The following is a 26,381-nucleotide window of genomic DNA, read 5'->3' as shown; positions in this document are numbered from 1 at the left end:
ACTCGTGCGCTCACTAACCTGCATAAGCGTTTCCCATGCCATCTCTTGGAATGAAATCAAAGATCGTGCCCTACAATTCTCGCGGGAATGGGCGGATGAGTGCTCAGAAGATGCTGAAGCCAAATCCTTTTGGGATGGGTTTTTTAATATCTTTGGCGTGAGTCGGCGGCGCATTGCCAGTTTTGAGCAGCGCGTTAAACAGATTGACGGACGCGCTGGTTATATTGATTTGCTGTGGAAAGGCAAGTTATTGGTTGAACACAAATCACGCGGCAAAAGTTTAGATCGTGCTCACGCGCAAGCGACCGATTATTTTCACGGCTTGAAAGAACGTGAATTGCCGCGTTATGTCTTGGTGTGCGATTTTGCCCGGTTTCGGTTGTATGATTTAGAAGAAAACGAACAGCATGATTTTTTATTGTCGGAATTAGTCAATCACGTTCATTTATTCGGTTTTATGGCAGGTTATCAAACTGTTGCCTATAAAGAACAAGACCCGATCAATATCAAAGCTGCCGAGCGCATGGGTTTATTGCATGACAAATTAAAAACAATCGGTTATGACGGTCATGCGTTGGAAGTGTATTTGGTGCGGCTGGTGTTTTGTTTATTTGCCGAACATACCGGCATTTTTGAAGTCAATCAGTTTCAAGATTTAATTGAACAACGCACCGCTGAAGATGGACAAGATTTAGCGCAATGGCTGGCACATTGTTTTGAAGTATTGAATACAGCGCACGAAAAACGTTTCACTCTTCTTGATCCGCAGCTTGCCGCGTTTCGTTATATTAACGGTCAATTGTTTGCCGAGCATTTACCCACTGCTGCCTTTGATCGGAAATGCGCGAGCTTTTATTGGAAGGGTGCGCTTTGGATTGGGGGCGGATTTCACCTGCAATCTTTGGCGCGTTATTTCAATCAGTCATGGACGCTAAAAATCGCCGTCATCTGGGCGCACATTACACCTCAGAAACGAATATCTTAAAACTGATTAAACCGTTATTTTTAGATGAACTGCGGGCTGAATTTGAGCGTGTGAAACGGCAGAGCAAAACCAATTTATTTGCGTTTCAAGAAAAGCTCGCCAGCTTAAAATTCCTTGATCCAGCTTGCGGTTGCGGCAATTTTCTGGTCATCGTTTATCGAGAATTGCGCTTGCTTGAATTGGAAGTGTTGCGGGCGCTATTTTGGGCGTCTAAAAATTTGTCAATTGGCGTTGAGCTTAACATTCGCTGCAATGTCAATCAGTTTTATGGCATTGAAATTGAGGAATTTCCAGCGCAAATTGCCCAAACGGCGCTGTGGCTTACCGATCATCAAATGAATCAAGTGGCTTCTCAGGAATTCGGGCAATACTATTTACGTATTCCGCTCACGCATTCCGCGACAATTCGTCATGGTAATGCGCTACAAATTGATTGGCGTGAGGTGGTGCCGCCAACGGAATTAAATTATATTTTAGGGAATCCGCCGTTTATTGGTAAAGCCTATCAAACACCTGCGCAAAAACAGGATTTAGCGCAGGTTTTCCATGATATTAAAGGCGCGGGCGTTTTAGATTTTGTTGCCGCGTGGTTTCGCAAAGCCGTTGATTATATGGCGGACAACAGCGCCGTAAAAACCGCATTTGTTGCAACAAATTCAATAAGTCAAGGTGAACAAGTCGGGCTGTTGTGGTCTGATTTATTAAAGCGCGGCGTTAAAATTAATTTTGCCCATCGCACGTTTCATTGGTCAAATGAAGCAAAAAGCAATGCAACGGTGGAATGCGTGATCGTTGGTTTTGCATTGTGTGATATAAAAGAAAAACAACTATTTGATTATAAAACAGTGCGATCTGCGCCATACAAAGTTGCTGTCAATCGTATCAATCCTTATTTAGTTGATGCGCCAGATGTTGTTTTAACTCATCGGCGCACTCCATTATCTGCTGCGCCGCGCATTGTTTTTGGATCAATGCCCAACGATGGTGGGCATCTGCTGTTTTCTGAAGATGAAAAGGAGCAGTTTTTAACGCTGGAACCACAAGCGGCAGCATGGATACGTCATTTTTCAATGGGCGATGATTTGATTAACGCAATTCCGCGTTATTGTTTATGGTTAGTTGATTGTCCATTAAGCGAAATCAAACAGATGTCTGCGGTGATGGCGCGAATTGAAAAAGTACGCCAGCATCGTTGCAATAGTCAGCGGGTAACGACCAATGCGTTGGCGAATTCTTCACATTTATTTGGCGAAATACGCCAGCCTACAACGCGCTATCTTGCGATTCCTTGCGTGTCATCCGAGCGCCGCGTGTATATTCCAATTCAATTTCTTCCAGCACATCATATCGCGGGGAATAAACTTGAGATGATTCCCAATGCGTCGAATTATCACTTTGGCATTTTAACCTCAATGATGCACATGGCTTGGGTGCGCACTGTTTGCGGTCGCCTTGGTAGCAGTTACAATTATTCAATCAATATCGTTTACAATAACTTTCCGTGGCCAGCATCAATCACTCATCAACAGCAACAGCGCATTGAAACCGCAGCGCAAACAGTGCTGGACATTCGCAATCAATTCCCAAACACGTCACTTGCTACACTATACGATCCAAATATCATGTCGCTGGAATTAGTCACAGCGCATCGCCAAGTGGATGCTGCCGTTGATGCGGTCTATTCTAAACAGAAGTTTAATGGCGACACCGAGCGCGTGGCTTTTCTATTCGAGCGGTATCAACAACTCACCGCACCCGTTGCTTCGTAAAAGCGACAACGCCGGAAACGGGTTTAATCCGATTTTTGTTGATTGCAGTTGACATTGATGCTGAAGGGAATGCGGCAATTTAAGGAAAAATAAACCATAGGCTTGACGCAATTAGCTTTCAGATATAACCTAATTTTACCGTTACACAACGGTCGGGATTAGAACACCGGAACTCCGGCGCATCAGCGCCACATTACGAATAGGCGCTATTTTTATGCCCATTCGTTTTGCGGGCTAAGTGAGGGAGCCGCAAGGCTCGCCGGTTCCCGGATACGGCAGTTCTAACCTCATTTAGCCCGCCTCATCATTTAGAACTGGTGACGGCGGTTTCCCATCTATCCGGAGACTGTTTATGCACAATCTCACCACACCTGCCATCACCATCGGCGAGATCACGATCCGCCAAGACGCCGATGGGCGCTATAGTCTCAACGATCTACACAAGGCTTCAGGTGGCGAACTGCGCTATCGCCCGAATTACTGGCTAGAAAATCAGCAGACACAAGACTGAATTGTCTAAGTCATTGATTTCAGTCACTGCCGGAATTCCGGCACTGGAACAAAATCAACCAGTTAAGGTTATCAACGGCGGCAACAAACCTGGCACTTACGTTATGCGTGAGTTGGTCTATGCCTACGCGATGTGGATCAGCGCCGCATTTCACTTGCAGGTCATTCGCACCTTTGATGCGGTTGTTACAGGTGTATTGCAACCCATTATTTCCGCATTACCCTATCAGCCAGCAATTGAGATTCAGATTGCTGAATTGGCGATGCGGACATTAAAAATGTCAGAGACCAGCAAGATTCGCCTGCTCGCGTCACTGTATGAAACGAAAGGCGTCGGATCGAGTTTTCTACCGGATTATGTCGATGAACCACTGGTCAGAGCAATTACTCCGCTATTGAAAGAGATCGGACATCCACTCGGCAGTCAAGTTGCCAAGAAGGTCAATCCCGCATTGGAAGCAATGGGTATTCTTCAACACCTGTCGCGCAAGGGTCGCAATAATGAGATTAAGTGGTTCTGGAACCTGACTGACGAGGGTTTGCAATACGGGCGCAATGAAACTAGCCCGAATAATCCCCGCGAGACTCAGCCGCTCTTTTTCGTGGAGCGTTTCCCTGAGTTATTAAAACGGTTGGAGGCATATATTGACTCCAACGCATTACCGGGAACCAACTCTCAATAATCGCCAACGCTGCATAAAACCCGCTCGCTATTGATGTAGTGAGCGGGTTTTTTATTTGAGTGATATAACAATTTGTTACGCTGTGTATTGATTCTGTCGTCGATGTTAAATTCACGCGTATGTGCCATTGGATGAAGCGTTATCATGGGACAATTCCACTATTGGAACGCTCACTGTTATTGGATTTTTACAAATTGATTCAACCTGTTGCGAGGTTTTTCCATGTCTCAAGATTCCTTTTTTACTTGGCCTAAACATTTTGCTTGGTCTGAGCATTTCGACACCTTGCAGCGCGTTTTGCTCACGCCGCAGCTTGAAACCGCACAACTTCAGCAAGTGCTGACCAGCGCCCGCCGTGAGGAGACTTTGCCGGTGGTGTGGCTGGTGGGCAAAACCCAAGCCGGTAAAAGCTCCATCGTGCGGGCGCTCACCGGTAGCGAACAGGCATTGATTGGCAACGGTTTTCAGCCCTGCACCCGCACTCTGGCTTATTTTGATTTTCCGGCAATCGCGCCGGTGGTGCGTTTTCTCGATACACGCGGGCTGAGTGAGGTGGCTTACGATCCGACTGAAGACCTGCGCTGGTGCGAATCGCAAGCGCATCTCCTGCTCGGCGTGATTCGTGCCAGCGATCCCAATCCCCAGCCGATTTTTGCCGCGCTGCGCGAGGTGCGCCAGCGCCATCCCGACTGGCCGTTGGTCATTGCGCAAACCACTTTGCACGATCTGTATCCCGATGACATGGAACATCTGCAACCCTATCTTTTTACGCAGGAACCTTGGCCAAACACGCTGCCGGCGGATTTGGGGCGGGCATTGCTGCAACAACGGCAAACCGCTGGAACCTTTGCGGGAGCTGCGCCGCATTGGGTGCCGGTCGATTTCACCTTGCCAGAAGACGGCTAGTGCATAGTAAATAAAAAGTTTACAAATACTAACAATTATCGATAATTGTATTCCATGAAATATGAATCTAGCAGAAAAGCAGCGTTAATACTGGGAGTGCACCCAAACACGCTTAGGAGAATGGCGAATGATGGAGAGATTGAAACCATCAAAATATCAGGACAACGAAAATACAACGTTGAATCCTATTTGGGCGCAATTGAGTCTGCTGTCATCTGTTACTGTCGCGTGTCTAGCGATAAACAAAAAGATGACCTTGACCGCCAAGTTCAATTCATGCGCAATCAATATCCACACGCAGAAATAATTAAGGACATTGGTAGTGGACTCAACTTCAAAAGAAAAGGACTTAACACCATTTTGGAACGCGCAATGCGCGGAACTCACATCACGCTTGTGGTTGCCCACCGAGACCGACTTGCGCGATTTGGACATGAACTCATTCGATTTATTATCGAGTCAAATGGTGGAAAACTCGTGGTTTTATCAGAAGACACACTCAACCACGAAGTCGAACTTAATCAAGACTTGCTCAATATCCTACACGTCTTCAGTTGTAGAATGCCTGGACTTAGAAATTACAAAAAGCAAGTTGCTCAAGCTATATCCAACCGCGCAGAACAGAGCGCAATTCAAGCAATGGATGAAAGTGAGCCGCTACGTTTATAACGCCACGATTGCCTTGTTACGCGATTATGAGGGAGCAAAGCCATCATGGATGGACATTAAAAAGATGTTCACCCGTTTATTGCCTGCATGGACAAAAGACACGCCTTTTCAAATTAAAGGCACTGCTATTAAAGATGCACACAACGCTTTTTGGAAAACGTGCAAAGCCAATAAAGGCAGTGGCAAACGGACGACCTTTCGCTTTCGTAGCCGCAAAGACCCGATACAATCCTGCTTTATTCCCAAAACCGCTATTAGCAATAAAGGTATTTACCCACAAGTCTCTGGCAAAGGTTTGGGTTATGCCGAATCTTTACCAGAGTCTTTTCGTGACTCGCGGCTGGTATGGAAAGCTGGCAAATTTTACTTAGCCGTCCCCACAAAACACCTTGTACCTTATGGCGAGAACCAAGCCCTTGGTGTGGTAGCGATTGACCCCGGCGTAAGAACGTTTGCGACTTTCTATTCAACTGATTCATGTGGCTTGATTGGCAGTGGCGATTTTTCACGCATTCAACGCATGGCGCATTACCTTGATGATTTGCTTTCCCGTGCAGCGAAAGCAGGGAAACAAAAAAAGAAAAGAATGTTGTTAGCGGGTTTACGAATGCGTCAAAAGGTGCAGAATCTAATTAATGAACTGCACCACAAAGCCGCGTTGTTTTTTGTAAAAAACTTTGATTGTATTCTGCTGCCCACTTTTGAAACTTCGCAAATGGTCGGTAGAGCAGGTAGAAAAATCAGAAGTAAAACCGTCCGCAATCTGTTGACCTTTGCCCATTATCGCTTTAAGCAGTTCTTGAAAAATAAAGCATTTGAGTATGGAAAAACAGTGTTAGATGTGTGTGAAGCGTATACCAGTAAGACTCACCCCGAAACAGGTGAAATAAAACAAGTTGGCGGGGCAAAAAGAATCCGATTACTCTCTGGAGAGTGGGTCAATAGAGATGTTGTCGGAGCGCGTAATATCCTGTTACGCGCCTTGGTAGATATACCCCACGTTTTTAACGTGGCAGTTAACGAAAGTTAAGAAAAATGTATCGGATATGATTCTCTGGGTCACGGCGGCACATTGCCCAGATCGCCAAACTGAACGGCAGATTCTCGACACTTTGCGGACGGCGCAAGTCCAGCATTTGAAACGAGCAGCGCCGCCGCTGCTGGTGGTCGTCAGCCACATCGACCGCCTGCGTCCGCTGCGCGAATGGCAACCGCCTTACGATCTCACCGCCGCTGCCGACGACCTGAAAACCATGAGTATTCAAACCGCTGTGAGCGCCTTGGCGACCGATTTAGAAGTGCCGATTGCTAACGTGATTCCGGTTTGTCTCGCCGAAGGGCGCACTTATAACGTTGACGATACCTTGTGGGTAACGGTGCTCAATCATTTAGATCGGGCGCAACGCTTGCGTTTATTGCGCTGTCAGGAAGCGCGTCATCCTGCGGAAAATTGGCAGCTACTGCGTCGCCAATTGGCTAATACCGGGCGCTTTTTGCTGGCGCTGCCCAAATAAATTAGACTGCAACACTGTTAAAAAAAGCCCCGTTATTACGGAGCTTTTTTAATTGCATAGTTGGATTTTGATTACACTATCGCGCTGCGGTTTTTTGCGAACGATTTAACAGCCAGTTCCGAATCCGAATCGCATCATTCGTTGTCGTTGAGCGCCCAGTGGCATCGAGCAAAACAATATGAAACCGCCGATCCCCAATGCGCGTTTGCATGACTAAACAATGACCCGCTTCATTGATAAAACCAGTTTTACTAATTTCGATATTCCATTCGGGATTTCTCACCAACGCATTGGTGTTGCGATATAACAACGATTGCCCATTTGCAAAAGGTCGCAATGTCGTTTCACCGGTAGATGTCGTTTTACGAATAAAAGGATAATTACCCGCTGCGCGTACCATTTTCACCAAGTCTTCAGCCGAAGAGCGATTCCGCGCATCCAATCCCGTTGAATCTGCAAAATAAGTGTCATACATTCCTAATGATTTCGCTTTACGATTCATAGCGCGAACAAATGCCGACGTTCCGCCTTGAAAAGTAGTGCGCCCTAGCGCATGAGCAGCGCGATTATCGGATGACATTAACGCTGCTGTGAGCATTTCACGCCGCGTTAATACTGCATCGCCAATGCGCAAGCGCGAGCTGCTATTCCGCAACCGATCACGATCATCTTCAATAATGCCAATTTGCGGATCAAGCGGTACTTTTGCATCGAGCACGACCATTGCGGTCATCAATTTAGTGACGGAAGCAATTGGTTTAATGAGTTTGGAATTTTTGGAATACAAACGATTGCCGTATTCATCCATTACCAATGCACTTACTGATTGTAAACGTAAATCAGCCCGATTCACTGGTGGCGGCGCGTTGTTACGCGATAGAGATGAAAGATCATCTGCTGGCATCATTTCTTCAGATGGCGAAAAGTCGTCCGTTTGCGCCAAATTCGCATTTTCGCGTTGCTGCGGCGCAGCGCAGGCGGCGCTACTGAGCACCAACGGACTTACCAACAACATGACAAGGAGCATTCGACCCTGCTCGCGTGGTCGAGATTTCAATAGGAAACGGGGCAGGGAACGCAGTATTTGCAACCTTGGCATGACAACAGCCTCTATGTTTTCGCTCATTAAAGGAGAATGTGTGATTATCGCATAGCCATACAAACGCGGCTCAAGGAGCGTTTGGCGTCGCAAAATGCACCATGCTTTGCACTTTGTTTCAACCTGAGAACTCCATCCGATGCGCACCAATTTACCCGTTACCAACATCGAACACCTGATGCGCGACGATCAATTGATCGTTTCCAGCACTGATCTGCAAGGTGTGATCACCCAGTGCAATCGTGATTTCGTTGAAATCAGCGGCTTCACTGAGGAAGAGCTGCTCGGCGCTCCGCACAATTTAATTCGCCATCCTGATATGCCCGCTGTTGCGTTTGAAGACTTGTGGAAAACGATTGAGGCGGGACATCCGTGGACGGGCATTGTCAAAAATCGCTGTAAAAACGGCGACTTCTACTGGGTTGAAGCAAACATTTCGGCGCTGCGCCAGCACGAAAAAATCACCGGCTACATCTCAGTGCGGCGCAAACCTAGCCGCGAGCAAATCGCCGCCGCTGAAGCGTTGTACGCTCGATTGCGGGCGGGCAAACCAGCGCAGCCGCTGCTGGCGCGAATCAAAACTTGGATCAACGAAATCTACATTACGCGGGCGCTGCCGGGCGGTCTCGCCTTTATTTCCGTGCTGTTCGTGGTTGCCATTGCGCTGTCGTTGTCGAGCTTGCAGCAGGCAACTGCGCAAATGCGGCGGATTTCGGAACAAACGCAGGTGCTGGAACAGGCTTATCACGATATGTACAACCATGGTCTGCAAATGACCGCCGCGATGCGTTATCTCCTGCTTGAACCCAAGGATCAACAGGCGCGGAACAATCTCACGCAATCGGGACAAATTTTTGCCGATGCACAGGAACAAGCACGGCGTGTTGCTGTGGATAATGCGTTGTTGATTAAGAACTTAGATGACATTGCTGCCGGGCGGCAACAGCATATCGCAGCGCAAACCCGCGTTTTGGAGCGAATAGACTCTGGGGATTTATTCGCCGCTAAAGTGATTTATAATCAAGAAGATAACACCATTTGGCGCACTTATCGGCGTTTCATTATTGATGCGTTCAATCAGGTGAGAAATGATGCGCAAAACGAACGTGACACGCTGATGGCTGCCGCCACTCGCGCCGAGCGTAATGCCATTGTTTTTTCGGTGCTGGCGATACTGACTGCGCTGCTGCTCAGTCTGTGGTTGGTGCGCAAAATTACGCGCCCGTTGAAAATGACGCTTGGTCATCTGGCCGCCATTTCTGATGGCAATTACCACAATCACATTGAAACCATTGATAAAGATGAACTCGGTTTGATGCTATTAGCGGTCAAATCGGTGCAAGCGCGATTGGACTACGATATTCAACATGCCAAGCGCGTCGCCCGCGAAAATCTGTGCATTCGTGTCGGTCTTGATCATGTGACGATGCCGGTCACGATCTCAAATGATCGCCATCAGTTGGTTTATCTCAACGCAGCGGCGCAGACCTTTTGGCGCAAGCTGTCAAATGACCTCGCCCGCCATCACCCTGATTTCAACGCTGAAAAAATGCTGGGCGCAAACCTTGCTGATTACTTTGAAGATGAGGAAACCCGCACGCTGTATCGCACCAGTTTGTCGGCTTCGCTCACCCTCAATACAAGTATCGGCGGACGGGATTTGCGGGTAACACCCAGCCCAGTGTTGGATGAATTCGGCGCTTATAGCGGGCGCGTGACGCTGTGGACAGATCGCACCACTGAGGTGATCGCTGAAAACGAGATTGCTGCCACGATCAAAGCAGCTGCGAGCGGTGATTTCACGCATCGCATTGAAATTGATGGTAAAGAAGGGTTCTTTTTGCAGCTGGCGCTGGGACTGAATCAGCTCATGGAAATCGTCGCCCATGGACTAACCGATGTGGCGAGCATTCTCAACGCCATTGCTCGCGGCGATCTGACGCAGACGATGAACGCCAATTACACCGGTACTTTTGGTCAGCTCCAACACGATACCAACGACACGGTGACGCGCCTGCGCGAAGTCATCGGCAATATCCTTGATGCGTCCACAATGATCAGCAACGCCGCTAAGGAAATCGCTGCGGGCAATACCGATCTGTCCAATCGCACTGAAGAGCAGGCCGCCAGCTTGGAACACACTGCCGGTTCGATGGAGCAAATTAATGCGACGGTCAAATTGAATGCGCAAAACGCGGGGCAGGCGAATCAACTCTCTCAAGATGCCAATACGCTCGCCATGCGCGGCGGCGAAATGGTGCAGCGCGTAGTGCAGACGATGGGTGCAATTCAAACGTCCAGTAAAAAAATCGCTGACATCATCAGCGTGATTGACGGCATTGCGTTTCAAACCAATATCTTGGCGCTTAACGCAGCAGTGGAAGCAGCTCGCGCTGGCGAACAAGGACGCGGTTTCGCAGTGGTCGCTGCTGAGGTGCGCAATCTTGCCCAGCGCAGTGCGCAGGCTGCTAAAGAAATCAAAGGCTTGATTGCGGATTCAGTCGCGCACGTTGAAAGTGGAGCGCAATTGGCAGGTCAAGCCGGCGGAACTATGAATGAAGTTGTGACCAGTTTTCGGCAAGTGGCAGTATTGATTGATGAAATTACTCGTGCATCGCGGGAACAAAGCGTCGGGATTGAACAGGTCACTTACGCAGTCGCCAAAATGGACGAGGTCACGCAGCAGAATGCGGCGCTGGTGGAACAGGCAGCGGCGGCGGCCGAAAGTTTGGAAGAGCAAACCGATGCTCTGTCTCAGGCGGTGGGAAGATTCAAAATTAAGGCGATCGAAGCATCGGCGCAGTCGTCTGCGGGAAAGATGCTGGAGTCAAAACCAATCATTCACGAGGATTGCGAGCGATTGGCGGGTTGTCCGTTTTTCAACGATAAAATGAGTGGTAGCGCAGCAACGGCGGCATTGTTCAAACAAAAATACTGTCATGGCGATAAAAATACTTGTGCGCGTTATTCCGTATTAATGGCGCTGGGAAAAGACAAAGTGCCCGCCGATCTTTATCCGCATCAAACCGAACGTCTGTCTGTATTGCTTGGAAACACGCATCACGCTGCGCGGTAAAGCGGATTCACACAATGAAGATTACGCAGTTGCAGATATAAACTATTGATGGTTGTCAGTAACCACGTTGTTTTTATTGATAACCGTCAATTGAAACCTTTTTTAACCGCGTAAATCTTACCGTCTAAAAAAGTGAGAAAACGCGTTATTTAATTCATCAACTGCGTTGCGCGTTACTCGTGAATTGAATTGCTGGCTTGATTGAAATAAACCTGTTGTTCTAATCGGTCGCAATTCAATTTAGTGCGTGATCGCACTCGGCAAGCTGGCGTCTATCAAGGAATAATCCACTTGCCGCATTACTGTAAGTGGCAGATAATGCCCCGTTTATTTGCGAAATCAACCCTGAATGACCATTCGGTCTTCCCTTCAGGTCGCACCCTTCCTTCTTGAGGCTCCAGCATGGACACCCCCGACACGAGCACCGGTTTCGGCGAACTCGGTCTTGCTCCAATCATTGCACAAACCGTCCGCGATCTTGGCTACGAAACCCCTACTGCGATTCAAAGCGAATGTATTCCGCACCTGCTCGCCGGCCGCGATTTGCTCGGTCAAGCGCAGACCGGAACTGGTAAAACGGCCGCTTTTGCGCTCCCACTTCTCAGCCGCATCGACTTTGAACTGCAACGCCCGCAAGTTCTGGTATTAACGCCAACCCGCGAGCTGGCGCTGCAAGTCGCCGAAGCATTTCAGGGTTATGCCAAAAACATCAAAGGTTTCAATGTTATACCGATTTACGGCGGTCAGGCTTACGGCTTGCAGCTCAGTCAACTGCGCCGCAATCCGCAGGTGATTGTTGGAACGCCGGGGCGCGTGATGGATCACATTCGGCGCGGCACGCTGGTGTTGGACGGCATCAAAACGCTGGTGCTCGACGAAGCCGACGAAATGCTCAACATGGGCTTTGCGGAAGATATTGACTGGATTTTCGATCAAGCCCCGAAGGAGCGTCAGGTCGCGTTGTTTTCCGCCACCATGCCGCCGGCGATTCGTCGCGTCGCCCAAGATCGACTGGTCAATCCAGTGGAAGTGCGTATTGCCTCCGCCTCGGCGACGGTCGATACCATCGACCAGCATCACTGCATCGTCACGCGCTTTCATAAACTCGACGTGCTCACGCGCATTCTGGAACTGGAACCCTTTGACGGAATGCTGATTTTTGTGCGCACCAAAAATGCCACGACCGAACTTTCCGACAAGTTGAAAGCACACGGTTTCGCTGCCGAGCCGCTCAACGGCGATATGAATCAGGACATGCGCGAGCGCACGGTAGAGCGCCTGAAACAGGGTCAATTGGATATTCTGGTCGCCACCGATGTTGCTGCTCGCGGACTGGATGTCGAACGCATCAGCCACGTTGTCAACTACGACATTCCGACCGATCCTTCTGCGTATGTGCACCGCATCGGACGCACCGGTCGCGCTGGCCGTGCCGGTCGCGCCATTTTGCTCGTTGAACCCCGCGAGCGCGGACTGCTGCGAGCGATTGAGCGGACGATTCGCCGCGATGTGCCAGCGATGGATCCGCCATCTGCGGCTGCGCTGAGTGAGTCACGGATTGATCGCTTCATCGCTGAAGTGCGCAAAACCATGACCGAGCAGGATTTAGATTTCTTCTATCGACTGCTGGCGCGAATTGGTCAAGAGCAGGAAATTGAGATGAATGACATCGCTGCGGCGCTGGCTTTTCTCAATCAGCGCGAACGTCCGCTCAACGTCAAGGAAGATTTACCGCGTCCAGCAGCGCCGCGTCGTGAATGGACAGAACGCCCGCCTCGCGCCGAAGGTCGTGACGAGCCGCGCCGTTCACCACGCCCGGAACGTGATGCTGCCGCTGGACGCGATGCTGGCGCTGCGCCGCGCCCTGAGCGCAGTCATGGACGCCGCGAGCAAGGCGATTTGGTGAGTTATCGGATTGAAGTTGGTCATCAGCACGGCGCAACGCCGCGTGAAATCGTCGGCGCGATTGCCAATGAAGCTGGTTTAGAAGGGCGTTATATCGGACGGATTGATATTCAAGAAGATCACTCCATTGTTGATTTACCGAAAGAAATGTCGCGGGAGGTCGTCAATCACCTCAAACGCGTATTTGTGCGCGGTCAGGCGCTGCGTATTGCACCCGTCGCCAGTGCTCATCGCCCTGCGACTGGGACGCCTTCAGAACGTCCACCGCGTGCCGCAAGTGAGACACGCCGTCCGCACCGTGAGAGCGATCACGACGCCAAGGGTGAGCCCGGATCACGCCGCAAACCGCGTGATTGAGTGAATTCACAACCGGCTGCCAAGCCGGTTTTTTTATGAGAAAAATCAATGAAGGTCGCAATTTTTTCTGATGTGCAGGCGAATCTTCCGGCGATGCAGATGGCCGCCACGCAAATGCTGGCGTGGCGTCCCGATCTGGTCATCATGGCTGGCGATCTGGTCAATCGTGGACCGAGCAGCTTGGCGTGTGTTGAATACTTTGACGAATTGCGCCGGTATCACGGCTGGCTGCCGGTCATGGGCAATCACGAATCGTGGATGCTGCGCTGCGCCAACAGTCCACCGAAAACCGGAATGGAAGAAGTGTTGCAGCGTTTCGCGGCATGGACCTATCAGCAGATTCAGCCACGCATGAGCGCATTGGAAAACTGGCCGGATCATCTGTGTTTTCACGGCGATCACGAACAAAGCTGGGTGCACGTCACGCACGCCAGCATGATCAGCAACCGTTTTGGGATCACCGCCAACATCACCGAAGAGCAAATTCACGACGCGCTGCCGCCAGACATCGCGCTGTTCGTTACTGCGCACACGCATCGCCCGATGCACAGCATTCTCAACGGCGTTCCCATTCTCAACGTCGGTTCAGTCGGCTCGCCATTTGATGGCGATGTGCGCGGCAGCTACGCCCGTTTGGAATGGCGCAGCGGGTGCTGGCATTCGGAAATCGTGCGGTTTGACTATGACCGAGTGCAGGCCGAGCGTGATTTTTGGGAGCTGGGATTTATCGACGGTGGCGGACCGGTTGCCCGCATTTTGTTTGAGGAATGGCGGCAAGCGCGACCGTTGATGTCACGCTGGCGCAATAATTACGAGCCAGCCGTGCTCGCTGGCGAACGCGATGCAAATGCAGCAGTCACTGCCTTTCTCGCGGAACACGGCTGAGGCGATTTAATCCAACACCAGCGACACCAAACCATCCGCCAATTTCGGCTCAAACCACGTCGATTTTGGCGGCATCACTTCACCTGCATCTGCCACCGCCATTTCACCGGAATCAACCCGCTTCACCAGCGCGTCTAAACCGCGAATTCCGCCAATAAAATCAATGCGATCATCGCGGCGCGGATCGTGAATGCCAAACAATGGCGCAATCACGTTATCTTGCAGCAAACTGACATCAAGCCGCGCTACCGGATCGTCGTGCGGAATTCGCGCTGGGTCGAGCGTCAACCGATACCAATGCCCAGCCAGATACATGCCAAATTCGGTCGGGCGGGAAAATCACTGCCAGAAAACCCTGATACGCAGTCGCTTCAACCGGATTCGCAGCGCGTCGCGCTGCTGCAACCCGTGATGCAGCAGCAGAACGATGATGACCGTCAGCAACGTAAAGTGCTGCGAGCGCGTCAAATGCGCCGGTTAATTGCGCGATCTGCGCGGCATTGCTGATCGTCCACAATTCATGGCGCACTCCGTCAGCAGCTGCAAATGTTCTATTCTGGCAATTTTTAACACTTGGCTGTGATTCAGATCACGCTTTTTTAGCAGACAAAAAAACAGCGCGTCGCCGCGCTGTATATTGCTAAAAGTGAATAACGGTTATTTGGCGCGGCGGGAAAAGCTAAAGCCCAATAAACCCAAACCTAATAATGCAAAAATACTTGGCTCTGGAACAGAAGTGCTCACATTACTAAATACAAACACATGGTCATTATAATCGCCTTGCAATACGTTATGCAGATCCTCAAAACCTACCAAGGTTCCAGCCGGAATAATGCCCTCACCAGCGAAGCTGGTTGAATAGATGTGATTCAAACTGTCAACATTCATTGACGCGTCAGAAAACCATGCTCCTACACCTTCCCAAGCATAATTTAGTTTGAAAACCAGATTATCTCCAGCAGTGACGTTACCAAAAAGGATGGAATCACCGAAACTGCTACCGTGGTTAGGTAAACCAGTTGCACCAAGTTGAACTCCGTTCACTAATAGACTAATAGTGCTTGTTGCCGCAGCTTCACTAAAATAAAAATAGGCGGAGATAGCGCCAGTAGTGGTTGCTGTGAAATTGTAATCTACGTCGTTATATGTGCCCGGAGTGGGATAGGAAATACTCGCAGCCACGCTACCGCTTGCAACAATACCCGCACAAAGAACTAATGCAGAAAAAATCTTGTTCATGATTCAAATACCTTAAATTGGAAAGTGAGTGATACAAATGATTCGTGCGAAAACACAACAGCAATTTGTTTGCCAAAAATAAAATATCTACTTTATCAACTGGTTATGCTGACTTGCTATGTGCGTGATATATTTCTGTAAATAATTCTAACACTTGGCTGAAGCAGTTTACAGTTAAATTCAATATAAACAGTTAATTAGCACTAAGAAGCAGTTGTAAAGCTAAAACGCTTCGATGTACAAAAATTGCGAATTTTTGACTGTATTATCACTATTTTAGTTGTTAAATGAGTTAGTTAAGGCACAATAGCTTATTACGAATACTTGTAAAAAAACCTGACACCGCCACGCTATCACCTAAACAATCATCCCATTACCTGCATCAGCCGCCGCCGAAAAATCACATCGTGCACGGGATGACCGCGCCGCTCGCCGTGTTGCTCAAAACTGGTCAACGGACGCGGTGCAAAATGCTCCGCGCCAGCTCAAACCACAGCGCTGCCGCTTTTTTGCGATCAGTCGCGTATTGAAATACGGTATCTGCAAGCGTTTTTGCAGAACATCAATTGATTCAAAACTCAATTTATTTTCCTGATAAAAAACTGCGCAGAATACGCCCCCGCGTATTCTGCGCCATTTAATTCAAGCCTGCGCTGCGACCAATCCCCGCAATTCTTCCAATGAATCAATCACTGCATCCGGTTGCGCTTCTCGAATATCCACGCCGTGATTGTAGCCATAGCTCATACAAATAATGCCAAACCCAGCCGCTCGCGCCGCTTTCACGTCCGTACCCGAATCACCAATCATCAACGCATCGGTTGGCGCGACGCCGAAATGCCGCGCCGCGTGGAGCAGCGGCATCGGGTCTGGCTTTTTGCGCGGCAGGCTGTCGCCGCTGACCACCAACCCGAAATAATCCCGAATGCCGACCTGCCGCAGCAGCGGTTCCGTGAACTGCGCGGCTTTGTTGGTGACGCAGCCGAGCGGATAACCGGCACTGCGCAGAAATTCCAGCCCCTCGCGCACGCCCGGATACAGCACCGAGCGGGTTGAGGTGTTCGCTGCGTACAGCGCCACAAAAATCGGATACGCCAGCGCGTAATCCGCCGGGTCTGGCTCGCCGTCAAGCTGACCGATGAGCGCCCGACACACCAGCCGCTCGACGCCGTTGCCGACCCACGTCCGCACCGCCGCTTCACCCCACGCCGGACGCCCCAATTGCTCCATCATCGCGTCCACGCAAAACGTCAGATCGGGAACGCTATCGACCAGCGTCCCGTCCAAATCACACAGCACCATTTTAGGTTGCAGCATCGTCAGCAATCCGACTCAACGACTCACCGTCGCCATTGCCGCTCGCATCTCTTTGATAATGCTGTCATAACGATGCGCATCGCTGGCGCTCGGCTTGCTGAAAATCCCCGAACCGGACACGAAAGTATCCGCGCCAGCCGCTTTCACCTCCGCGATGTTGTCGGCTTTGACGCCGCCGTCGATCTCCAGCCGAATATCAAACCCAGAGTTATCAATGATTTGCCGCGCTTGACGCAGCTTTTCAAAGGTCGCAGGAATGAAACTCTGGCCGCCAAAACCGGGGTTGACCGACATCAGCAAAATCATGTCCACCTTGTCCAGCACATAATCGAGATAACTCAATGGGGTAGCGGGATTGAACACCAGCCCAGATTTGCAGCCTTCCGCACGAATCAGTTGCAAGGTGCGGTCGATGTGCTCGCTGGCTTCGGGATGAAACGTAATGTAAGTCGCGCCCGCCGCCGCGAAATCGGGAATGATCCGATCCACCGGCTTGACCATTAAATGCACGTCAATCGGCGCGGTGACGCCGTGTTTGCGCAGCGCCTCGCACACCAGCGGACCGATGGTCAGATTCGGCACATAATGATTGTCCATCACGTCGAAATGCACGATGTCCGCGCCCGCAGCGAGAACATTGTCCACTTCTTCGCCGAGCTTGGCGAAATTTGCCGACAAAATGGAAGGTGCAATTAGGTCAGTTGTCATCGTGAAAATTCCTTATGAAATGGATGAGCTGCGGCGCTCAACTAACGCGACAGATCAATTGTTGGCTGGGTTTAAGAAAGCACGAAACTCTAACTGAATGGGCTGATATTTTCACCGCACCGCAGTCGTTACTGACAATGGCGCAGATGTTGCTGTTTATCGCAAATACGCATTTATTGAGGAAATACCGCACAGATGTCCACCATTCTCAACCGACTCGTGCAAGAAGTCGCCGCCGGCACGCTCGTGCCCTATCTCGGCGCTGGCGCATTAACCGGCGCAGTCGATCCCGTCACCGCTGCGCCGATTCCCGCCGACAGCGACAGCCTCATCATCGCCATGAATGACGGCAAACCAATGGCTCCGCGCCTGATGTGGGAATTTCCCCGCGCTGCGATGAATGTCGAACTCAAACGCGGACGCTCTGCCGTGCATCGTTTTTTGGAAACCACTTACAACCAGCGCACTTGGACGCGAGCGCCGCTGCACGATTGGCTGCAACACATCCGCCCGCCGTATGTCATCGACATCAACCGCGACACGCAACTGCAAGATTCTTATGCAGATATTCCGCACACCTTGATTCGCGGCATCGCTCGCACCGGCGGCACGGATTATCGTTTTCGGCTGCATCATTACGATGGCGAGCGTTATCACGAAATCAATCAACAAGCGATTGATTCGACGCTGCCAATTCTATTCAAACCAATGGGAAGTCCGCGTCCTGATCCGACTTATATTGCCTCAGATGCCGATTATGTGGATTACATCACCGAATTGATGGGCGGATTTGCAATTCCCGATGTGGTCAAAACGCTGCGGATTGGTAAACGCTATTTGTTTATTGGTTTGCGCTTTCAACGCGATACCGAGCGGATGATTATGTCCGACATGATTTATAACGCTGCAGCGTCACCAGCGGGCTGGGCGCTCATTCCAGAACCAACGGATAAAGAACGGCGCTTTTGTCAGAAAAAAGATGTTGTGATTATTGAAGCGGATGTCGCGGATTTGCTGACAATTTAAATCTTCCTACCCCCCTTTGAAAAAGGGGGGTTAGGGGGATTTAAAGCGGCAATGATTGTGGATTGATATACGCATCCAATCGCGCTAATAACTCAGGAAAACGCTCCACGAAAAACAGTGGCTGCGTCTCGCGGGGATTATTCGGGCTGGTTTCATTGCGCCCGTATTTCAAACCCTCCTCGGTCAAACTCCAGAACTTTTTAATCGTGTTGCCGGTGCTCTTGCGGGAAAGATGTTCCAGAATGCCCATTGCTTCCAATGCGGGATTGACCGTCTTGGCAACGTGATGAAAAAGCGGACTCCTCATCTCTTTCAATAGCGGAGTGATCGCTCTGACCAATGGTTCATCGACATAATCGGGAAGAAACGCGGAATTGATTTCCTTGCTTTTACAAACCACAGCATACATCCGAATCACGCTGGTATCTGATATGCGCAATGTGCGAGCAGCAGATTCAATAATCTGAATCTCAATAATTGGCTGATAGGGTAATGTATAAGCGTCAGGTTGAATGAATGGTTGTTGCAGAGTTGATGCAGCCGCAGCTTCAAGTTCCTGCCAGCGTCGTATCACCTTGAACCGTGCTTTGGCATCGTAGCCGGTCAACAGCGTGAGAGTGTGATCCTTATCAAGCCGGATGGTTGATAGGCGTTTTGTATGATCATCGAACTCAAACGTAACACACTGAATTTCCTGATAACGCAAATCTGCGTTATCAATTAAATCATATATTTGCGAAAGCATGACACGAATGTCGCGCAGAACATCAGCATGGCGCTTTCCGGTCAGTTCTGCGATCTCGCGGGAGGTCATCGTGATTGATGAGAGGATGTTTAGGTCTGACATGATGGTGTTTACCTTGAATTGCTTCTACACAAATTACCCAAAAATTTGGGCGGTCAGGAGGGTAGAAACGGCTCAAGGACACCGCTTGCAGTTTTTCAGGATTTACCCGTATAGCATGGCTGCAAACTCCCGACCAAAATCGGTTGAGTAAAATACCGCATGTCTAACAGGTACGGGTTCCGCCTTGAACGAGGTTTCTACGCCTTCCGCAATAAATAAAAACACGCCAACAAACCAATGTCAACCACTAAATCAATTCGCTTTTTCCCGCGCCAAATTCAACGTCAATAATCGCTGCAAAATCTCTGCTTCATTCAATTCTGCTGCGTTATTTTCCCAGCCATACGCTGCTGCAACAGCACAATCTAATTTCAAATGCGCATTCGCCAACCACGCTGGGCGCTCATTATAAAGATTCGTCAACGTGCGCTGTTTTAATTGCGCCGCGTATTCAGGTTTGGGAATGATCCGCTCAGGATAACCAGCGACAATTTCCGGCTGGCGTTCAATCCATTCTGGCGGATTTAACCAGTTCTCGCGCAGTTGATTAAGTTGAAATGCTGCCTCTGCAACGGCTTTCGCGTGAGATTGATATTCCGCCGCAACTATCGGAATGATTGCGCCACTATTCAATGTTTCAATTGCGCCGCCAGTATTTGCTGGCGTTAATCCAATTGGAAAAGGAAACGTTTCAAATGTGGTGCTCGGCGTATAACGCGGCGTCGCGCCTAAACTGGTTCCCATTCGCAACGACCATATTTCATGGAAACGCGAATGTAAAATACCGAATGTAGTGTCATCAGCGCGAGCAATAGCAACGGTTGCGCTATCCGGCAAAATGATCGTCGAAAAACAAACAAATAGTCGATATTTAGAGACTCGCGGAGTGCAAATATAGCGCGGCAAATCAATTAATGCTTCACGCATATCGGGACGTGGTCTTGTATACAGCCACCATTTCGCAGCAACAGTTTCACGACTGCTGCTGCGTTTGAATTTGACATGATTGCGCAGATACAAAAAAGGTTGCTCATAACCACAAGCCATCTGCTCTTTCATTTCAATGCCAAAATCAATAATCCATGTATCAGATGGACGGCGCGTGATGTCCATTCCGTTTACCCAAGGACGCATAACATCGCTATTCGGTTTACCGTGTAAATTTGATTCTTTTAACCATTGCCGCGCTAATTCACCGGCAATATCAAAACTGCCGCTTTTCTGTGTACCAATAAAACAGGTTCCACAATTACTTTTTAATGGTTTTGCCTGCGTCACATCCGATGCAGAATCAATTGAACCAGACGTTAAATCTGCATAAATTGCTGCAACTATTTCGCCATTCAAAACTGGCTTTAGTTCTGTTTTACCGAAACAAATTAAACTGACGCGCACTGCTGCGCCGCTGTTAATCCAAGGTTCATCTGACCATGCGTTAAAAATGCGCGTTGTCTTACAAATGCGTTCTAATACCTGACGATTTGCGCCGCCACGAATCGAATTGGTTGCCACCAAACCAACGGCTGTTGCTTTACTGAATTCAATTTGTGCTCGCGCCTTTTCAAACCAATACGTCACCAAATCTGCACCGCCGGGAATGCGCCCCTGATAACAACTGCGCAAGCGTTTAACGTATTCATCACCCATTGCACCGAGCATTCGTTTATCGCCTAAAAACGGCGGATTACCAACAATCACATCAGCGTCCGGCCAATTCGGTTCCAAACCATCCGCATTCACCACTGCATCACGTTGTTCAATAACATGAATCGTTTTCAAAATTGGATTTTTTGCCAGTGAAAAACCGTGATTCAACATCCATTGAATTTCACCAATCCACACCGTCACTCGCGCCAATTCTGCTGCATAAATGTTTAATTCAATTCCCAGCACATTTTCCGGTCCAACCTTGGGAAAACTAGCTGGCAAACCCAATCGCTCTGCATCTAAAATCACCTCGTGTTCTAAATCCTTCAAACCACGCAATGCCAATAATAAAAAGTTCCCTGAACCACAGGCAGGATCAAGCACTCGAAACTTTTGCAACCGAATGAGAAAATCACGGCAGTGTTTTTCAATTTTCCTTTTTGCCGCTGTCTCGGCGTTTCTAGCCTTTTTTCTTACAATTCTAATTTCTTCTGCCGACTCAGTGGTTAATGTCGTTGTACTCGCCGCTGCAATTGCCTTATTAACTTTGCTTTTTAACGCAGCAATTTTATCAACCAATTTTGCAATCGCTAGCTGTTGAGCACGCCACTCTTCGCGCAATGGATCAAGTACCACTGGATTGACCAAACGCATAATAGATGCAGCGTCCGTATAATGCGCACCGAGTTGTTCACGTTGATTTGGATCCAATCCGCGCTCAAATAACGTACCGAAAATACTGGGTTCAATGGCTGACCAATTTAACTCTGCCAATTTCCGCAATGTTTGCACATCAGTTCCGGTTAATGGCAACGGCGCAGCGGCATCAAATAACCCGCCATTAAACCAATCAATTTCTTCAGTACCGAATAAACCACCAGTTTCCATCGTATTAAATAAACTGGTGAGTGTTTGCGGCAAATTATCCGGGCGTTTTTGCGCTGCATCTAATAAGTTACTGAATAAATGATTGGTTAATAACCCAATATCATCAGCAAAAAAACAAAACAGTATTTGCTGGCAAAAATGCGCGACCTGCTGGGTATTATGACCACGTTCGCATAATGTTTGCGCCAATTCACCAAATTGTCGCGCTGCCGTTTCCGTTAATGCCGCAGTGGTGAGCGTGGGGCGCAACCGTTCTGGTTCACTAAATGCCCATTTTAATAACCGCAAATTGTCGGGATTGCGTAAATCATCCAACTGCAACACATATTCTTTAGAAACCGTTCCATTAAATGCGGTGCGTATAATAATCTGCTCCATATCGGAAACAATTAACAACGGCGGATTTTCTAATGCGGGAGCGTAGCGATGCAGTTGGACAAAGGCTTCATTCAAGTTGTTGCGTTTGCCTTTGTATTCCCAGCCAAAGCAATTGCGTTTCCACACATCCGCCCAGCCATCGCTGCCGGTGGTTTTTTTTGCGCCGCGTTCAAAGCAATAAAACGCGCCAACTGGATCAATTTCCGCTGGCGTTGGCTCATTTAATAATCGACACAAATCAATAAAATGCTCCTGTGAACCAGAGCGTTCTTTCAGGGTGGAGATTTGCCATTTAGCAATAAATTGTTCGGGTGTCATCAATATAATACTCTGGAATAAAACAATTGCTGCGCTGAATCAATACGCGATTTGCGCAGTGCAATACGACATTTTTCGCGGCAGTCGCAATCTGTGTTAGTACTCTTTGCAGGTCAAAGAGTATCTTTATCTGCTCGAAAAACCTTCACGCCATTATTAAACCATGACCATTAAACGCTTTAATACGCTCGCTGCTTGGCTGGATTGGCAAATCACGCTGCATCCGCAGACGATTGAATTGGGATTGGCGCGAGTCGCTGCCGTGTGGGCGCGGTTGTGTCCAACGCCGCTGTCATTTCCGGTGATCACGGTCGGTGGGACGAACGGCAAGGGTTCGTGCGTGGCGATGCTCGAAGCGATTGCGCAAGCTGCTGATTATCGAACGGTTTGTTACACATCGCCGCACCTGCTGCGGTACAACGAGCGCATTCGCTGCAACGGCGAACCGGCCAGCGACGACGCGCTGTGTGCTGCGTTTGCGCAGATTGATGCAGCGCGAGGCGAGATTGCGCTGACGTATTTCGAGTTCGGGACGCTGGCGGCGCTGGTGCTGGCACTGACCGAGCAGCCGGATTTATTGGTGTTGGAAGTTGGACTCGGTGGGCGATTGGATGCCGTCAACGTGATTGATGCGGATGTCGCAGTGGTGACGTCCATCGGGCGCGATCACACCGAATGGCTGGGCGAAACGCTCGATGAAATTGCCGTTGAAAAAGCTGGCATTTTTCGCGCTGGGTGTCCGGCAATTATTGGTCAACGTGACGCGCCAGCGGCGTTACGCGATACGGCGCTGCTGCAAGGCGCAATCGTGCAACAACTTGGCTACGAATTCGATTACGCGCCCGGCGATAACGGCTGGTGCTGGCGCGGGATTGGTGGCGAACGGCTGTCGTTGCCCTTGCCGGCGCTGCGTGGCGGATTTCAACGCAATAACGCTGCTGCCGCACTGGTAGCGTTGCGCAATCTGCACGAGCAGCGGCCGATTTCGCTCAACGCGATACGGCTCGGTTTGCAGCGAGCGCAGTTGCCGGGGCGATTTCAGGTGTTTCCGGGTGCGCCAACGTGGATTTTCGACGTGGCGCACAACGGCGCAGCAGCAGTCGCGCTGGCGAGCAATTTGCGGGATTTTGCGTGTCGTGGGCGCGTGTTGGCGGTCTTCGCAGTGCTGGCGGACAAGGAACCGGAAGCGATTGTCGAGTCGTTATTACCCTTTGTGGATCAATGGTTTCTCGCGCAGAGCGACGATGCGCGAGCGCTGCCGGTGAACGAATTGGCAAGCCGAGTGGAAGGGATATTGCGGGAACCGGCAGCGGGTTGTTTTTCGACGGTGGATGCTGCGTTGGATGCCGCAGAAACCGCCAGTGGTGTCGCAGATTGTGTGCTGGTGCTCGGTTCGTTTACGACCGTGAGTCGGGCGCTGGCGCGACACGCAGCGATTAACGGATAACACAAAACTGCGGGCTGGCGGGTGAACAGGCAGCGCGATCACGCACCAGCCGCACAAACCCAACATCCGATTCAGTACCGAAGCTAATTGCGCTGTGACCAAAATGCAGCATCCACGCGCTGTTTTCGTAATACGGCGCTGGCGTGGATGTCCAAAACCGCTCGGCTGGCGTGTTCGGAAAACTGACTGCGTCCAATTCGATGCCATAACAACGCGCTTCCACCAGTGAGGCTAATTCGGTTTGATCGGGCAGTCGCCAATCGGCATATCCGGCAAAAACCGTATGACGACCCTGCTGCATCGCGCTTTTCCACGTTAACAATCTTGGTTTACCGCGTTCGCAGCCCATGCCAGATAAACCTTCAACGCAGCGTTTCCACATCAAACCCGTATTCAAATCGCGCACTGTTCCATCTCGGTCGGTGATGAACCGGCTATCCGGGCGCGTGGCTGGCACTGCATCGCGGCAGGTTTGCGCAGTGACGGCTGGCGCAGCGAGCGCCAGCGTCATCGCAACAATCAACGCGATTGTTCGCGTCAATTGCGCCTGACGACTACTTTTTCCGCGCAGGATCATCGACTTCCCGTTTCGTTGCGCCCGCTCCTGACATGTTGGTCAACATGTTTTGGAACATATCCCACGACGCCAAACTGCCGCTCACATACGGCTGAAACAGTTTGATCGGATCGTAGCCTTCCACGCCGCCGGTCATCCGCTCCCGAATATCGTCCATGAGCTGACGCTGGAACGCTTCCACGTCCGGCAAGCCAAAGACTTTGCGGAATTCTTCGGGCGTAATGTCAAAATCAACGGTGACTTTCATCGGTTTCTCCGTGAAACGTGGTCAGAAAAAAAGTTGTTAATGATTAACAACCACTTGCCGCACTGCCGCGCACAATTGATCGAGTTGCGCATCGCTGATGATGTACGGCGGCATCAAATAAACCAAGCGTCCAAACGGTCGCACCCACACGCCCAGCTCCACGAAACGCGGTTGCAGCTCGCGCAACACCACCGGCTCGGTCAATTCCACCACGCCAATCGCGCCCAATACCCGCACATCAACCACATTCGGCTGGCTGCGACACGCCGCCAAACCGTTGCGCAATCGCTGTTCAATGCGGCGGATATTGGCTTGCCAATCATCAGCCAGCAGCAGCGCGATGCTGGCGTTGGCGACCGCGCAGGCCAACGGATTGCCCATGAATGTTGGTCCGTGCATGAACACGCCGGGATCACCGGCAGCGATGGTGTGCGCCACGCGCTCCGTCGCCAAAGTTGCCGCCAGCGTTAAATAACCGCCAGTCAACGCCTTGCCGACGGTCATCAGATCGGGCGCAATCCCCGAGTGTTCACAGGCAAATAAACGCCCGGTGCGCCCAAATCCGGTGGCAATTTCATCGGCGATCAACAGCACATCAAACTGATCGCACAGCGCCCGCACCTGCGCCAAATAGTCGGCGCTATAAAACCGCATTCCGCCTGCGCCCTGCACAATCGGTTCTAAAATCACGGCGGCTAATTCGTGCTGATGCTGCGCCAGCAATTCCGCAAATGGCGCGATGTCTTCCGGTGGACAGGATTCGCCAAATCGGCAGCGCGGCGCTGGCACAAAAATCTGTGGCGGCAGCACTCGCGCAAACAAGCGGTGCATTCCAGTGATCGGATCGCAGACCGACATCGCATTGAGCGTGTCGCCGTGATAACCGCTGCGAATGGTCAACAGCCGACATTTTTCCGCCCGCTGCTGCGCGACCCAAAATTGCAGCGCCATTTTGATCGCCACTTCCACCGCCACTGAGCCGGTGTCACACAGAAACACGTGTTGCAGCGGTTCGGGCGTTAATGCCACCAACGTTTGTACGAGCTGCAGCGCTGGCGCGTGAGTCAGTCCGCCAAACATGATGTGCGCCATTTGATCGAGCTGCGCGTGGGCAGCCTGATTGAGCACCGGATGGTTGTAGCCGTGAATCGCGCACCACCACGATGACATGCCGTCAATGAGCTGCCGCCCGTCCATCAACTCCAAACAGCAGCCATGCGCGGCGCGGATTGGATACACCGGATCGGTTGAAGACGGCGAGCTGTATGGATGCCAAGCGTGAGCGCGATCAATGGCGAGCAGAGCGGATTCAGTAAATGGCGGTTGCATTCAAATTTTCTCTGGTTGAAATCCCTGTTTCCTCTTTTACCAAGGAGATGGAAAA

At 50.3% G+C, this 26,381-nt stretch carries 21 protein-coding genes and 2 pseudogenes; 13 read left to right on the top strand and 10 right to left on the bottom strand.

Annotated elements, in window-relative coordinates; all coding sequences use genetic code 11:
- Positions 1–4 precede the first annotated feature (4 nt).
- The 8 genes and pseudogenes from CXB77_RS22360 (at position 5) to CXB77_RS15630 (ending at position 7,036) form a co-directional block, all read left to right on the top strand.
- Entirely contained in the window at positions 5–985 is a 981-nt protein-coding gene (locus CXB77_RS22360; RefSeq protein ID WP_242445770.1) for a type IIL restriction-modification enzyme MmeI, read from the top strand.
- Positions 925–2,754, top strand: coding sequence for a class I SAM-dependent DNA methyltransferase (locus CXB77_RS15655; protein WP_242445769.1), 1,830 nt, complete (start codon positions 925–927; stop codon positions 2,752–2,754). Before CXB77_RS22360 ends, CXB77_RS15655 begins: the two co-directional genes overlap by 61 nt.
- A gap of 352 nt (positions 2,755–3,106) precedes the next feature.
- Entirely contained in the window at positions 3,107–3,265 is a 159-nt protein-coding gene (locus tag CXB77_RS23285) for a KilA-N domain-containing protein (protein ID WP_197711081.1), read from the top strand.
- Positions 3,266–3,278: 13 nt separating this feature from the next.
- Positions 3,279–3,947: a KilA-N domain-containing protein gene (locus tag CXB77_RS15650; protein WP_197711080.1), complete on the top strand. Its 669-nt coding sequence runs from the start codon at positions 3,279–3,281 to the stop codon at positions 3,945–3,947.
- A 222-nt stretch (positions 3,948–4,169) separates the two neighbouring features.
- Positions 4,170–4,853 carry a GTPase family protein gene (locus tag CXB77_RS15645; protein ID WP_105074586.1) on the top strand — a complete coding sequence of 228 codons (684 nt, stop codon included), beginning with the start codon at positions 4,170–4,172 and terminating at the stop codon, positions 4,851–4,853.
- Positions 4,854–4,907: 54 nt separating this feature from the next.
- Positions 4,908–5,432, top strand: a pseudogene (locus CXB77_RS15640) (IS607 family transposase); the annotation flags it as partial.
- A gap of 70 nt (positions 5,433–5,502) precedes the next feature.
- Complete coding sequence (locus CXB77_RS15635; protein ID WP_242445768.1) at positions 5,503–6,552, top strand: RNA-guided endonuclease InsQ/TnpB family protein; 1,050 nt, start codon at positions 5,503–5,505, stop codon at positions 6,550–6,552.
- Positions 6,553–6,568: 16 nt separating this feature from the next.
- Positions 6,569–7,036 carry a GTPase family protein gene (locus tag CXB77_RS15630; RefSeq protein WP_197711078.1) on the top strand — a complete coding sequence of 156 codons (468 nt, stop codon included), beginning with the start codon at positions 6,569–6,571 and terminating at the stop codon, positions 7,034–7,036.
- Positions 7,037–7,112: 76 nt separating this feature from the next.
- Here CXB77_RS15630 and CXB77_RS15625 read toward each other — a convergent pair whose 3' ends face one another.
- A complete protein-coding gene (locus CXB77_RS15625; RefSeq protein WP_242445767.1) occupies positions 7,113–8,063 on the bottom strand; it encodes a serine hydrolase in 951 nt (316 codons plus the stop codon).
- A 211-nt stretch (positions 8,064–8,274) separates the two neighbouring features.
- Between CXB77_RS15625 and CXB77_RS23280 the strand changes: the two genes are divergently transcribed.
- From CXB77_RS23280 to CXB77_RS15610, 3 genes are all read left to right on the top strand, one after another.
- Positions 8,275–11,211 carry a methyl-accepting chemotaxis protein gene (locus CXB77_RS23280; RefSeq protein ID WP_105074583.1) on the top strand — a complete coding sequence of 979 codons (2,937 nt, stop codon included), beginning with the start codon at positions 8,275–8,277 and terminating at the stop codon, positions 11,209–11,211.
- Between the two features lie 402 nt (positions 11,212–11,613).
- Positions 11,614–13,473 carry a DEAD/DEAH box helicase gene (locus CXB77_RS15615; RefSeq protein WP_105074582.1) on the top strand — a complete coding sequence of 620 codons (1,860 nt, stop codon included), beginning with the start codon at positions 11,614–11,616 and terminating at the stop codon, positions 13,471–13,473.
- A gap of 48 nt (positions 13,474–13,521) precedes the next feature.
- Positions 13,522–14,358 carry a metallophosphoesterase family protein gene (locus CXB77_RS15610; RefSeq protein ID WP_105074581.1) on the top strand — a complete coding sequence of 279 codons (837 nt, stop codon included), beginning with the start codon at positions 13,522–13,524 and terminating at the stop codon, positions 14,356–14,358.
- 6 nt (positions 14,359–14,364) lie between these two features.
- Here the strand turns inward: CXB77_RS15610 and CXB77_RS15605 are convergent.
- The 4 genes and pseudogenes from CXB77_RS15605 to rpe all read right to left on the bottom strand — a co-directional run.
- Positions 14,365–14,899: pseudogene (locus CXB77_RS15605) on the bottom strand (DUF1015 family protein); the annotation flags it as partial.
- 116 nt (positions 14,900–15,015) lie between these two features.
- On the bottom strand, positions 15,016–15,597 hold the full coding sequence (locus tag CXB77_RS15600; RefSeq protein ID WP_105074580.1) for a PEP-CTERM sorting domain-containing protein: 582 nt from the start codon (positions 15,595–15,597) through the stop codon (positions 15,016–15,018).
- 642 nt (positions 15,598–16,239) lie between these two features.
- Entirely contained in the window at positions 16,240–16,914 is a 675-nt protein-coding gene (locus CXB77_RS15595; protein WP_172452700.1) for a phosphoglycolate phosphatase, read from the bottom strand.
- Between the two features lie 15 nt (positions 16,915–16,929).
- The gene (gene rpe / locus CXB77_RS15590) at positions 16,930–17,622 is read right to left on the bottom strand and encodes a ribulose-phosphate 3-epimerase (protein ID WP_105074579.1); all 693 of its coding nucleotides are present in this window, start codon (positions 17,620–17,622) and stop codon (positions 16,930–16,932) included.
- A gap of 195 nt (positions 17,623–17,817) precedes the next feature.
- Between rpe and CXB77_RS15585 the strand changes: the two genes are divergently transcribed.
- A complete protein-coding gene (locus CXB77_RS15585) occupies positions 17,818–18,648 on the top strand; it encodes an SIR2 family protein (RefSeq protein ID WP_105074578.1) in 831 nt (276 codons plus the stop codon).
- A 40-nt stretch (positions 18,649–18,688) separates the two neighbouring features.
- Here CXB77_RS15585 and CXB77_RS15580 read toward each other — a convergent pair whose 3' ends face one another.
- Positions 18,689–19,495 carry a Rha family transcriptional regulator gene (locus CXB77_RS15580; protein WP_105074577.1) on the bottom strand — a complete coding sequence of 269 codons (807 nt, stop codon included), beginning with the start codon at positions 19,493–19,495 and terminating at the stop codon, positions 18,689–18,691.
- Positions 19,496–19,747: 252 nt separating this feature from the next.
- Positions 19,748–22,726 carry a class I SAM-dependent DNA methyltransferase gene (locus tag CXB77_RS15575; protein WP_105074576.1) on the bottom strand — a complete coding sequence of 993 codons (2,979 nt, stop codon included), beginning with the start codon at positions 22,724–22,726 and terminating at the stop codon, positions 19,748–19,750.
- 163 nt (positions 22,727–22,889) lie between these two features.
- Here CXB77_RS15575 and folC point away from each other — a divergent pair, with 163 nt between their 5' ends.
- Positions 22,890–24,173 carry a bifunctional tetrahydrofolate synthase/dihydrofolate synthase gene (gene folC / locus CXB77_RS15570; protein ID WP_105074575.1) on the top strand — a complete coding sequence of 428 codons (1,284 nt, stop codon included), beginning with the start codon at positions 22,890–22,892 and terminating at the stop codon, positions 24,171–24,173.
- Here folC and CXB77_RS15565 read toward each other — a convergent pair.
- Genes CXB77_RS15565 through bioA form a run of 3 tightly spaced genes read right to left on the bottom strand, consistent with a single transcriptional unit; the run spans position 24,163 to position 26,326 of the window.
- Complete coding sequence (locus tag CXB77_RS15565; RefSeq protein ID WP_242445766.1) at positions 24,163–24,714, bottom strand: DUF1566 domain-containing protein; 552 nt, start codon at positions 24,712–24,714, stop codon at positions 24,163–24,165. The genes folC and CXB77_RS15565 overlap by 11 nt on opposite strands.
- A 13-nt stretch (positions 24,715–24,727) precedes the next feature.
- Positions 24,728–24,997 (bottom strand): DUF6489 family protein, encoded by a 270-nt coding sequence (locus tag CXB77_RS15560; protein ID WP_105074574.1) that lies wholly within the window; start codon positions 24,995–24,997, stop codon positions 24,728–24,730.
- 36 nt (positions 24,998–25,033) lie between these two features.
- A complete protein-coding gene (gene bioA / locus CXB77_RS15555) occupies positions 25,034–26,326 on the bottom strand; it encodes an adenosylmethionine--8-amino-7-oxononanoate transaminase (protein WP_105074573.1) in 1,293 nt (430 codons plus the stop codon).
- Positions 26,327–26,381 lie beyond the last annotated feature (55 nt).

It is taken from the genome of Chromatium okenii, from assembly GCF_002958735.1.
In the GTDB taxonomy this organism is placed as follows: domain Bacteria; phylum Pseudomonadota; class Gammaproteobacteria; order Chromatiales; family Chromatiaceae; genus Chromatium; species Chromatium okenii_A.
This window is presented reverse-complemented; position numbering and strand designations above follow the sequence as displayed.